General features: G+C 56.2%; 9 protein-coding genes. 4 read left to right on the top strand and 5 right to left on the bottom strand.

All coding sequences use genetic code 11. The features are described from left to right. The first annotated feature begins 50 nt into the window (after nt 1-50). Nucleotides 51-1550, top strand: coding sequence for a carboxypeptidase M32 (locus ACUTSW_RS02740; RefSeq protein WP_062870984.1), 1500 nt, complete (start codon nt 51-53; stop codon nt 1548-1550). A 168-nt stretch (nt 1551-1718) separates the two neighbouring features. On the opposite strand, the gene ACUTSW_RS02735 is transcribed toward ACUTSW_RS02740, so the two are convergent. Next, on the bottom strand, nt 1719-2624 hold the full coding sequence (locus ACUTSW_RS02735; RefSeq protein WP_445583589.1) for an alpha/beta fold hydrolase: 906 nt from the start codon (nt 2622-2624) through the stop codon (nt 1719-1721). A gap of 186 nt (nt 2625-2810) precedes the next feature. Between ACUTSW_RS02735 and asr the strand changes: the two genes are divergently transcribed. Next, a complete protein-coding gene (gene asr / locus ACUTSW_RS02730) occupies nt 2811-3104 on the top strand; it encodes an acid resistance repetitive basic protein Asr (protein WP_004945019.1) in 294 nt (97 codons plus the stop codon). A gap of 303 nt (nt 3105-3407) precedes the next feature. Then, nucleotides 3408-4229 (top strand): trypsin-like serine peptidase, encoded by an 822-nt coding sequence (locus ACUTSW_RS02725; protein ID WP_445583588.1) that lies wholly within the window; start codon nt 3408-3410, stop codon nt 4227-4229. Between the two features lie 34 nt (nt 4230-4263). Here ACUTSW_RS02725 and hrpA read toward each other — a convergent pair whose 3' ends face one another. Beyond that, nucleotides 4264-8151, bottom strand: coding sequence for an ATP-dependent RNA helicase HrpA (hrpA, locus tag ACUTSW_RS02720; RefSeq protein WP_445583587.1), 3888 nt, complete (start codon nt 8149-8151; stop codon nt 4264-4266). A 269-nt stretch (nt 8152-8420) separates the two neighbouring features. Between hrpA and azoR the strand changes: the two genes are divergently transcribed. Further along, complete coding sequence (azoR, locus tag ACUTSW_RS02715) at nt 8421-9026, top strand: FMN-dependent NADH-azoreductase (protein ID WP_004945026.1); 606 nt, start codon at nt 8421-8423, stop codon at nt 9024-9026. 127 nt (nt 9027-9153) lie between these two features. Here the strand turns inward: azoR and ACUTSW_RS02710 are convergent, their stop codons facing one another. The 3 genes from ACUTSW_RS02710 to ACUTSW_RS02700 are packed head-to-tail and all read right to left on the bottom strand — an operon-like array spanning nt 9154 to nt 12298. Continuing rightward, nucleotides 9154-9477: a YdbL family protein gene (locus ACUTSW_RS02710; RefSeq protein WP_004945028.1), complete on the bottom strand. Its 324-nt coding sequence runs from the start codon at nt 9475-9477 to the stop codon at nt 9154-9156. A gap of 14 nt (nt 9478-9491) precedes the next feature. Continuing rightward, complete coding sequence (locus tag ACUTSW_RS02705; RefSeq protein ID WP_004945033.1) at nt 9492-9689, bottom strand: YnbE family lipoprotein; 198 nt, start codon at nt 9687-9689, stop codon at nt 9492-9494. After that, nucleotides 9686-12298: a YdbH family protein gene (locus tag ACUTSW_RS02700; RefSeq protein ID WP_445583586.1), complete on the bottom strand. Its 2613-nt coding sequence runs from the start codon at nt 12296-12298 to the stop codon at nt 9686-9688. Before ACUTSW_RS02700 ends, ACUTSW_RS02705 begins: the two co-directional genes overlap by 4 nt. Between the last annotated feature and the right edge of the window lie 314 nt (nt 12299-12612).

The raw sequence follows: 12612 nt of genomic DNA, 5'->3' as shown, positions 1-12612 counted from the left end.
ACAGTCTGAACGATCAGGTTATCCGGCTCACAATAATAGGGAGCCAAACAATGACATCTGCACATTCGCCTTCATCCGCCTACCGCGAACTGCGCGCCATTTTCACCCGACTATCGAGATTCGGCCACCTGTCCGCCATTGCCGGCTGGGATATGCAGACCATGATGCCGCCGGGCGGAAACAAAGCGCGCTCGGAAGCACTGGCCGAACTGAGCGTGCTGCAACACCAGATTTTGACGGCGGAAAATACCGGCCGCCTTTTTGAACGCGCGCAGCAGGAAACGCTGGATGGTTTTGACCAGGCCAATTTGCTGGAAATGCGCCGCCAATATGACAACGCCGTACTGGTGCCGGAGTCGCTGGTTGAGGCTAAATCGCTGGCTGGTGCACGTTGTGAACACGCCTGGCGCTCCCAGCGCCCCGCCAACGACTGGGAAGGGTTTTCGGAGAACCTGCGTGAAGTGGTCAAACTGACCCGTCAGGAAGCGCAGATCCGTGCTGAAGCGGCAGGTTCAAGCCGCTATGACGCCCTGCTCAACCTGTATGAGCCAGGCATGCGCAGCAGCGATATTGACCGTATTTTTGGCGATCTCAAAACCTGGCTGCCCGATCTCCTGCAAAAAGTGGTGACCAGGCAGGCCCAAGAGCCTTGCCTCATTCCCGAGGGGCCGTTCAAGGTCGATACCCAGCGTCAACTGGGTCTGAGCGTGATGAAACTACTCGGTTTCAACTTCGATGGCGGCCGCGTGGACGTCAGCGCACACCCCTTCTGCGGCGGTGTGCCGGAAGATGTTCGTATCACCACCCGCTACAATGAGAAAGAATTTCATACCGCATTGCTCGGCATTATCCACGAAACCGGCCATGCACGTTACGAGCAGAACCTGCCGCGTGATTGGCTGGGTCAACCGGTGGCGCAGGCGCGTTCTACCGCGATCCACGAATCGCAAAGCCTGCTGTTTGAAATGCAGTTGGCGCGTGGCGGTGATTTCCTGAAAATTCTGCGCCCGTTGATTATCAAGCAGTTCGGTGAGCAGCCGGCGCTGGAGGAAAGCAACTTCATCCGCCTGAATCAACGCGTTAAACCTGGCCTGATCCGCGTGGATGCGGACGAAGTGAGTTACCCGGCGCATGTGATCCTGCGTTATGAAATAGAGAAAGCCCTGGTCGAAGGCGCTATTGAAGTGGAAGATATCCCGGCGCTGTGGAACGAAAAAATGCGCGATTACCTTGGCCTGGATACGGTCGGTAACTACCGCAATGGCTGCATGCAGGATATTCATTGGACCGACGGCGCTTTCGGTTACTTCCCGACTTATACGTTGGGCGCGATGTACGCTGCGCAACTGTTCCACAGTGTTCGTGAAGCGCTGCCTTCGCTGAGCAGCGACATCGCCGAAGGTAACCTGACGCCGTTATTCCATTGGCTAAAACAGAATATCTGGTGTCACGGTAGCCGTTTCTCTACTGATGAGCTGATCACCAAGGCTACCGGTGAAACGCTCAACCCACGCTATTTCCGTCAACACCTGGAAAACCGCTATCTGTAATGCCCCAGGCACGGGTAAAACCGTGCCTTCTCCTGCTTTGCCTACGTCCTTCCATAGAGCACTGCCTTCGCTTACGACGCCTTAGCTACAGAGTGGCAGTTGGTGGCATCACATATGCATGTTGTAACTAAAATAACCATGCAGGCCAGCGCATTTCTGCCGGCCAGGCTACCGCGCGGCGTGTTCGCTGATCATCTCTATCAACTGCGAACGCAACTGAGGCGGCAGATCGTGGCCCATCCTCGGGATGATCTGCAGCTGCGAATGGGCTATCGCTCTGGCGACGGCAACGCCACCGGCTTTGCGCACCAGGCGATCGGCATTACCGTGGATCACCAGCGTCGGTGCCGTGATCCGGCGGCTGTAACGCCGCAAATCACCACTGCCGAGTAACGCGGATAATTGACGTTGCAGGCCTTCTGCATCCATCCCCCGCTTTAATAACCGCCTTACCAGCGTATCAAGCTCCGCCTCCTCTACCGGATAGGCCGGGCTGCCCAGTGCGCGCAACCCCTCTTTCAGAGACTGGCATTGCTGTTGCGGCGTCGCATTTACCTGCGGGCGCCGCAGCAACAGTTTCAGCAATGACGGTGCCGGCGGCGGCAATAACGGTTGGTTGGTACTGGAAAACAAGATGGTCAGCGACTTTACCCGCTGCGGATATTCAGCCGCCAGCACCTGCGCAATCATTCCGCCCATCGATGCGCCCAATACGTGCGCCTGAGCTATTTGCAGGTGATCCAGCAAGTGCACCGCGTCTTTCGCCATGTCTTCAAGCGAATAAGGTACCCGGGTTTGCCAGCCCAACTGAGCCCGTAATATCAATAGCCACAAAGGCTGCGATCTTTTGCCCTGAGTCTTGCCGGACAAGCCTACATCGCGGTTATCGAAGCGAATCACCCGAAAGCCCTTCTCCACCAATGCCCGGCAGAACGCCTCCGGCCACAGCAACATCTGTGCGCCGATGCCCATAATCAACAGCAGCGGCGGATGAGCGATATTGCCCCAGTCTTCATAAGCTATCGGAACTTCACCCTGTTCGGTGAGCCCACGGCGGATGGCGATATCGTTCATTTCCTGTCCCTTTTTAGCATTGTGGCACCGTGCATTATAGCGGCCGCAGGTTAGCTCCCACGGCTTGTACATTAGGTTACACGCCGAAACCAATCACTCACGGAAAGCATTCCGCCATTTGCCTACTATCTTAACACCGGCCCCGCAGTGGGCTTGATACATGACGAGTAATTTGAGGATTCTTTTATGAAAAAAGTATTAGCTCTGGTTGTTGCCGCTGCAATGGGTCTGTCTTCTGTTGCCTTCGCTGCTGACGCTGCCACCACCACTACCGCACCTGCGGCGACGGCGACCACCACTACTACTGCTGCACCGGCTAAAACCACTCACGTGAAAAAACATCACGCAAAGAAAGCGGCAGTTCAAAAAGCGCAGTCGGCTAAAAAGCATCACAAAGCCACCGCTAAAAAAGCCCCGGCTCAGAAAGCTCAGGCAGCAAAAAAACACCACAAAAAAACCAGCCATAAAAAAGCTGCGTAACAGCAATCTGATGTGAGGTTCCCCTCACCAAACCAGAATTGATTTGTCCAACACCCGGTTCGCCGGGTGTTTTTTCATCGGGGGTTCTCATCAATGCTGCGCCGCTACTTATTTGAAATCATTCTGATCGCCCTGATCCTGTGTGGGTTGATCGCCACCTTCTTTTATTTGTAGCCGCAGATCCCTCTCGGGTTATAAATTATCGAAAAATCAATCACTGCCCATCCACACAATAGCTAAATCAGTCTATAGTTAGCATTCCGTGTGTTTATGGATAATTCGTATTTGCCAGGCAAGAGACCTATGCGCATAACCGTTTTGCTGTTGCTGTGCTCATTCCCGCTCGCACTCCCCCTCTCAGCACGGGCCGATAGCCCATCCGACACGTCGACGGCTGAGCAAACCCGCTTATTTTTTGGCAAGGATGAACGGATAAAAGTCACAGAAACCGAGGGTTGGCCCTGGCAGGCGATTGGCCAGGTAGAAACTGCCAGCGGCAACTTGTGCACCGCCACGCTGATCTCTCCTCATCTGGCGCTTACTGCCGGCCATTGCGTACTGGCACCGCCTGGCCAATTGGATAAAGCCATCTCCCTGCGTTTTGTTGCCGGCAATAAAACCTGGAAATACCAGATCGACAATATCGAAACCTTGGTCGACCGCAAGTTGGGGAAAAAACTCAAGCCTGACGGCGAGGGCTGGATCGTGCCGCCGGCAGCAGCAGCCTATGACTTTGCGCTGATCCGCCTGAAGGATAAAAAACCGCTGCCGATTAAACCTCTGCCATTGTGGCAAGGCGACAGCAAAGCGCTGACTCTGGCGATGAAACAGGCCAAGCGACTGATTACTCAAGCGGGTTACCCGGGAGATCATCTGGACGATCTCTACAGCCACCAGAACTGTAAAGTGACGGGTTGGGCGCAACAGGGGGTGCTGTCGCACCAGTGCGATACCCTGCCTGGCGACAGCGGTTCGCCCTTGCTGCTGAAAACCAACGACGGTTGGTCGTTGATCGCCATTCAAAGCTCCGCGCCGGCAGCGAAAGACCGTTACCGCGCCGATAACCGCGCGTTGGCAGTGACCGGCATACGCGATGCGCTGGACGCGCTGGCTGCAGGAAAATAACGATGGGGGGTCATCATACTGACCCCCTCTTTGTCTAGGCCGAGAGCTGTTCGATAGTCTGCAAGATACGCTTGTCCGAAATCGGATAAGGCGTACCGAGTTGCTGGGCGAACAGGCTGACGCGCAGCTCTTCGATCATCCAGCGTACTTCTTGCACTTCGTCATCCTGTCGGCGTTTCGGCGGCAACTTGTTCAGCCACTGTTGCCAGGCCTGCTGCACCTGATCCACCCGCAGCATCTGCGCGCGGTCGCGGTGCGGATCAATCGCCAGCTTCTCTAGCCGGCGTTCAATCGCCTGCAAATAACGCAGCGTATCCGGCAGGCGCTTCCAGCCATTGTTGGTGACGAATCCACGATAAATCAGGCCGCCAAGCTGGTTTTTGATATCCGAGAGCGCCAGCGCCAACGACATGTCCACCCGGCCCTTCAACCGCTTGTTGATGTTGAATACCGTGGTCAGGATTTGCTCTACCTGCCTGGCCACCCCCACCACCGTTTCATTCAACTCGCCGCGCACCAACTCCTGCAGGCGCGCGAAGTTATCTTCCTGCCATACCGGCCCGCCATGTTCGGCAATCAGCTTGTCGATGCCGCACGAAATGCAGTCGTCGATCAAATCCAACACCTTGCCATAAGGGTTAAAATACAGCCCAAGCTTGGCTTTGTTGGGCAACTTTTCATGCAGATACTTGATTGGCGATGGGATATTCAGCAACAACAGGCGGCGCGTACCCTGCCACATCGCCTGTTGCTGCTCTTGCTCACTGTCGAACAGGCGGATCGCCACGCTGTCTTTTTCATCCACCAGCGCCGGGTAGGCTTTCATCGAGTAGCCGCCGCGTTTCTGCTCATAAAACTCGGGCAATTTGCCGAAGCTCCAGATATGCAAATTGCTTTGTTCCAGCCCGTCATCCGCCACCGCCGACAGCGTCTCCTGCACTTTATCCTTCAATTGCAGCTTCAGCGCCGTCAGATCTTTACCTTCGAGCAAGGTTTTGTGATTTTCACCGACGATCCGGAAAGTCATTTTCAGGTGATCGGGCACCTGATCCCATTGCCAATCGTCACGTGACACCGTCACGCCAGTCATGCGGCGCAACTCACGCTCCAGCGCGTCCAGCAGCGGCAGTTCCAGCGCGGTCACCCGCCCGAGGAAAGCCTCGGCGTAGTTCGGCGCCGGAACAAAGTTACGGCGAACCGGCTTCGGCAGCGACTTGATCAGCGCAATCACCAGTTCGCGGCGAATACCCGGGATCTGCCATTCAAAGCCCTGATCTTCAATCTGGTTGAGAATAGGCAGAGGAATGTGCACCGTGACGCCATCGGCGTCGGCGCCCGGTTCGAACTGATAAGTCAGACGTAGCTTGAGATTGCCCTGGTGCCAGGTATTCGGGTAGTCCAGCGCGCTGATTTTGTTGGCGCCGTCCTTGATCAGCATCTCTTTTTCAAAGCTGAGCAGATCCGGCTTTTGTTTACCGGCCGTTTTCCACCAGTTGTCAAAATGACGCCCGGACACAATATCGCTCGGTATGTGCTGGTCGTAGAAACTGAACAGGGTTTCGTCGTCCACCAAAATGTCACGGCGACGCGATTTGTGTTCCAGCTCTTCCACTTCGGCGCGCAGCTTCAGGTTGGCGCTGAAGAACGCATGCCGCGTCTGCCAGTCACCTTCCACCAGTGCATGGCGGATAAACAGCTCACGGCACAGCAGCGGATCAATAGTGCTGTAATTGACGGGTCGCGCAGCGACAATCGGCAGCCCAAACAGCGTCACTTTTTCATTGGCCATCACCGCGCCCTGGGATTTCGACCAGTGCGGCTCGCTGTAACTGTGTTTCACCAGGTGCTGGGCCAGCGGCTCAATCCACTCGGGCTCGATGCGCGCGGCGATGCGGCCCCACAGGCGGCTGGTTTCCACCAGTTCGGCCACCATCGTCCACTTCGGCGGTTTCTTGAACAGGCCGGAGCCTGGGAAGATCGAGAAACGGGCGTTGCGGGCACCGGTGAACTCTTGCTTGTCGGCATCCTTCTGGCCAATGTGCGACAGCAACCCGGTGAGCAACGCGGTATGCACGCTGCGGTAATCGGAAGGCTCGCTGTTAACCGGCAGCCCCAGTTCTTTCACCACCTGGCGCAGTTGGGTGTAGATATCCTGCCATTCACGCACCCGCAGGTAGTTAAGGAAATCATTGCGGCACAGCCGGCGGAACTGGCCGGAGGAGTGCTCTTTTTGCTGCTCTTTCAGGTAGTCCCACAGGTTAACGTAGGCCAGGAAGTCCGAGTCTTTGTCGGCGAAGCGGCGGTGTTTCTCGTCCGACGCCTGCTGTTTGTCCATCGGCCGCTCTCGCGGATCCTGGATCGACAACGCGGCAGTGATAATCATCACTTCACGCACGCTGCCGCTCTTTTGCGCCTCAAGCACCATGCGCGCCAGGCGCGGATCGATAGGCAACTGCGCCAATTGGCGGCCCTGCGGGGTGAGTTGGTAATGGCCATTTTCGGCCGTTTTTATCGCACCGAGCTCCTCCAGCAGGCGCACGCCATCCAGAATATTGCGCTTGTCCGGCGCTTCGACAAACGGGAATGCGGCGATATCCCCCAGCCCGAGCGACGTCATCTGCAAGATAACCGACGCCAGGTTGGTGCGCAGGATCTCCGGATCGGTAAACTCCGGCCGCGACAGGAAATCCTGTTCGGAGTACAGGCGGATACAAATACCGTCCGACACACGACCACAGCGGCCTTTACGCTGGTTGGCGGAAGCCTGCGACACCGGTTCGATCGGCAGGCGCTGGACCTTGGTGCGGAAACTGTAGCGGCTGATGCGTGCGGTGCCCGGATCGATGACATACTTGATGCCCGGCACCGTCAGCGAGGTTTCCGCCACGTTGGTCGCCAACACAATGCGGCGGCCATGATGCGACTGGAACACCCGGTTTTGTTCGCTGTTCGATAGCCGCGCATACAGCGGTAATACTTCGGTATGCGGTAAATCGAGACGGTTCAACGCATCGGCGGTATCGCGAATTTCACGCTCGCCGCTCATAAAGATCAGGATATCCCCAGGCCCTTCGCGGCCGAGTTCATCCACCGCGTCGAAAATCGCCTGCAGTTGATCGCGATCGGTATCCTCGGCGTCGTCCACCACCGGTCGATAACGCACCTCGACCGGATAAGTGCGGCCGGAAACTTCGATAATCGGCGCATGATTGAAATGGCGCGAAAAACGCTGCGGATCGATGGTTGCCGAGGTAATGATGACTTTCAGATCCGGGCGTTTCGGCAACAGTTCGCGCAGATAACCAAGGATAAAGTCGATGTTCAGGCTACGTTCGTGCGCTTCATCGATAATCAGCGTGTCGTACTGCATCAGCAGCCGGTCCTGCTGGATTTCCGCCAGCAAAATACCGTCGGTCATCAGCTTGACCAGCGTATTTTCCCCGACCTGATCGTTAAAGCGCACCTTATAACCGACGCTACCGCCGAGCGGCGTTTCCAGCTCATCGGCAATGCGGTTTGCGACAGTGCGCGCCGCCAGGCGCCGTGGCTGGGTATGGCCGATCAGCCCCTTCACCCCACGCCCCAGCTCCAGGCAGATCTTCGGCAACTGGGTGGTTTTCCCCGAACCGGTTTCCCCGGCGACAATCACTACCTGATGGTCACGGATCGCGTTCAGGATATCCTGCTTTTTCTGGCTGACCGGCAGGTTTTCCGGATAGGTGATTTTCGGGCAAGAGGCGGCGCGCGCCTGCACTTTCTGCAACGCCGCCGCAATGTCACTTTCTACTTCAGCGACGGCCGCCTGCTGAGCATCGGGATTTTTGATTTTTCGTGCGCCCTGCAACCGACGTTGCAGGCGTTGTTGATCACGGAGCATCAGTTCGCCCAGTTGGGCAGAGGATGCCGCGAGCGGAGATTTCACGTTCGGTATTCCTTGTCTCATCGCTGCCGTATCAAGGTTTAGCAACGGTTTAATGATGTGTAAGCACGTTTTCAGCTTTAGCCGCTCAGAATATCACAAGCCGCTTTTTCCCCATAATCCATCTGCTTAAGCGGCATTGGGTCATTCAATAAAATCGAACAAAGATCTCGAAATATTGCGCTATCACTGTTGGAAGAATGTGAATAGAGTGTACTGCATGCAAGGGACGCGTTGTCCTGATGTCACTGTCATAACGTAAGGAATTACCGATGAGCAAAGTATTGGTTCTCAAATCAAGCATCCTGGCGGGTTATTCTCAGTCCAACCAACTGGCCGATTTCTTTGTGGAACAGTGGGCCAACACCCACGGCAACGACACCATTACCGTCCGCGATCTGGCCGCACAGCCAATCCCGGTGCTCGACGGCGAGCTGGTTGGCGCACTGCGTCCTTCCGATACGCCACTGACCCCACGCCAGCAAGAAGCGCTGGCGCTGTCAGACGAACTGATTGCAGAGCTGCAGGCCAATGACACCATCGTTATGGCGGCGCCGATGTATAACTTCAACATCCCGACTCAGTTGAAAAACTATTTCGACCTGATTGCCCGTGCCGGCGTGACCTTCCGTTACACCGAAAACGGCCCTGAAGGTCTGGTGAAAGGCAAACGCGCCATCATCCTGACCAGCCGCGGCGGCATTCATAAAGGCACGCCAACCGATCTGGTTGAACCTTACCTGCGTCTGTTCCTGGGCTTCATCGGCATTACCGACGTTGAGTTCGTCTTCGCCGAAGGCATCGCCTATGGCCCGGACGTTGCAACCAAAGCGCAGGCTGATGCCAAAGCCGTGCTGGCGCAAGTTGTCGCCGCCTGATGCTTCTCGCAGGGGCAATGTGCCCCTGCCGAACCCTACCGATCTGCGTTAATACCTTTCAGACCTGCAGTGCCCTCATAAAAATTCCAGATTTGTATTGCCGCTGCGCGCCAAACGGCGCGCTTTTTTATTTCTTCAACCACTGACCGTTAATGCCACGCACGTACTCTCCCGCGGGCGCACGCGTCACCAGCTTCTGCCCGGCCATGCGCGCCACTTCATCGATGGCGATATGGTTGCCGTCCGCCACTTCCTGATATTTTTCGGTACGTCCGGCGTTAATATTTTTCACCAGCGCCAGGGTTTCGGCGTCCTGCTTGACCGGGGCAATATAGCCGCTGAGCGTCTCGCCCACCCGGCCCTGCTGTTTGGCTTCATCCAGCGTCAGCGCCATCGCCATACTGCTGAATAACCAAGCGACCCCCACCAAGCCTAAATAACGTTTTTTCATTTTTGGTTTGGCTCCTAGAACAGACCGCTTTGGGTTTTCAGCAGATTATCGACGTCCTTATCCACCTTGATGTGTATTTCATGTTCGATCTTCACGTTCATATTGATGGTAATCGGGTCTTTGGGCGTCGCGACCTCAATACGCGGCACGCAGCCGCTCAGCAAAGAAGTGCCCAATACGGCGACCAGCAAGGGCCCGCTGATGATTTTCATGGTTGTTCCCCGGGTTTTGAGAGGGCCTGCTCTAGCCACTCCTGTAAATTGTCGCCAAAGCGCAGACTGCGCCATAGCTGAAACACGTTTTCCTGATGGGTATAGTTCAGGATAACCTCACGTTTGGCACTTTTTTGCGGGTTAAGCCCGTCAATGTGTGCTTTTAGCGTCAGTTCGCCCAAATTGTCGAGATCGACACTGGCCCGCGAACGGTTGATCTCCATGTAGCGCAGCCAGTCTATCGCCGCCCCGGTCGCCAGATTATTGCTGCCGATAGCATCAGCCATGTCTTTGTCCAGCCGCAGCGTCAGCATGCCGGCATTGGCGATCCACCCATTGCGCACCAGCCATTTGGGGTGATTGAGGTACAGAGGCAGCTCACCGTCGACCTTGCCGGACATGGCAAGCTGTTTTGGCTTCAAGGCGGTAAACAGCGCGCTCAGATCCACTTTATCCAGCTTCAGCACCGCAGCATCATGTTGCGGCATCCGCAACGCCGACAGGCTGATATGCCCGTTCAGCACATCCAGGCCGACATTGCTCAACGTTAACGGCGCCGGCTCGCTGTAGGGATAAAAGCCCTGAAGATCGGCCGTGATATTCTGCATTTCGAACAGATTGCTGAATGACTTGATGCGCAGCGTCACCGGCCCTTTGGCGCCCAGTTGCCACAAATGATTTTTCAATCGGTAGGACATGACAAAATCCAGACCGCTCATCTCACCGTCTTTCAGCCACATGCCGCCATTGTTCACCACCCAGTGGCCACCGGCTTCAAAGCCCTGTACGCGGGCAGCAGAAAAGGCCGACTGAGCATAAAACTCGCCGTCGCGCAGTTTGATATTGAGATCCGGCGAGATCAACGGCTGGAATACTTTCAGCGATTGTTTCGGCCACCAGCCTTCGCCGCGCAGCCGCTCGCCGTCCCAACGGCCATGCAAGGCGATGGGCCCAATCTGTTCCGCCTGCAATTTTCCCTGCCACTGGAAGCTGTCCGGCGTCGTACCTTTAAGCTGCAACGCCAGCACCGGTGCGGGTAAGTGACCACCGTCCGTGAAACTGACCTTGCCGGCCACCAGTTGTATATCGGCATTGAACGCCGGGTTCTGCTCGCCACGCTGCCAGCGCAGTGGCTGCCCCAGGCTGAGACGCGGCGCATCGACCGTTACCAGGCCATACTTCAGCTTGTCAAAGCCGGTGGAAAGGCGATCGAGAACAATCGTCGTGTCCTGCCAACTGCCGCTGCCGGCAACGTCCCAGGCCGCCTGCAACGGCGGTAACTGTCCCTTCCCCCAATAGCGCCATTGCCAATTGCCGTGGTCCGGCCAAAAATCCTGCGCTTTGCCGTCCAGATGCAGTTTAAAGCGGCCCCAGTAACTGTCGCTGGCGCTGATGATGGCCTGCAGGCGGCCGGTAATGCCGCCGGCGGTAACCTTGACGCCGGCCAGCGGCAGGCGCGCCTCTTCCAGTTTCATTTCCGGCGAGGCGTTGCCCCACAGGCGTAACAATGACCCTGGCTGCAAGACCAGCGTGGGATTAAGGATAGTGCCACTGAGAATGCCGGGAATAGAGGCTGTCATGGAAAAATCGGCCAGATTCGCCTGGCCGGTCAGTTGGAAACGCAGATCGCTGTCGATCAATCCGACCTTGCCCGGCCCCAGCGTCAACACCGCATTGCCTTTACCATTGTGGCCGGCGGTAATCACATTCAAACGAGCGCTGATTTGGGTTTCATCAAGCCCCTTGCTCCAGTCGTGCAGCGCCACGTTCAGCCCGCCGTTAAGCGGCTGCTGGCTGTAGGGCCAACGCCACTCGCCTTGATTGATGCTGACCTGCTGCGGGGTGATTTCCCAGGGTAACGTCACCAGCGGTTTATCGTCGCCCTTTTCCGTTAGCGTCAACACGCCTTGTTGATGCTGCCAGCGCATATCGAGCAGCAACGGCTTTTCCAGATAACCGGTTTGCATCTCGCCCTGCAACGCGCCCTGGACGGGCATGCTGTCCAAATCCAGCGGAATGGCAATCTTGCCGGTCAAATGCAGGGGTTGCGGGCTGTTGGGCGGGGTAAGCGTCACGCTGTTCAGCGTCAGTTGCTGATGTTTATCCAGCACGGCTTCAACGCTGAGGTTCTTCCCCTGGTACCGCAGGTGCTGGCCGCCAGCAGAAGCTTGCAATTGCAGCTTTCCGGCGTAGTGTTGCCACGGGATTACCGTGAAATCATTGATGGTCACATCCAGCAACGGCAGCTGTTTTTGCAACTTATCAAGCGCCAGAGGAGCGCTGTTGGCGTCGCCGGCAGGCAACTTTGATAAACAGGCGCTATCGATGCTGAGTTTGTCGCCGATCAGTTGCCAGCGCCCCTGCCGATAAGTCAACCGGGTCGGCCCGACGGCGGCCAGCAAACAATCCTGTGCGGTAAACCGGGCACCGTCCAGTTGCAAGGCACCCTGCTGCCAACGCAGTTTGCCCTGCAAAACCAGCTGACTGCCCTGCGGCAGCCAATGGGTGAGCACGCGCGGCAGCCAGCGTGGCAGAGTTTGCCACAACGCCAACAGCAGGATCACAATCCCCACCACAATCCCTATGAATACTTTCAATCGCTTAGTCATTAAATGATTGCTTCATTCCTGAGTTAGGCATTAATCGCCCGAACCGTACGCCGTGTAGGGTAAGTCTATGCCTGAATTGGCAATAATGATGGCACGAATTTGACATAGGGTGAAGTCGATAGCACCGGTAACGCCTGTTCAGGCGGTTTTCCAGCCATCGATGCTGCCCTTGTAGACTTTAGTTACATATTCATAATGTGAATAATATATGTTTCAGACTTTTGTTATTGTAGTTGCGGTTGTTCATTAATAGTCTTGCAAGCATTCTAACAAAAGTCAGCCGCGAGCTTACTATACTAGAGAAGCCATTCCCC

This window comes from Serratia sp. TSA_198.1, assembly GCF_052686505.1.
Note: the sequence above shows the minus strand (reverse complement) of the source record. Positions and strands in the feature narration are given on the sequence as shown.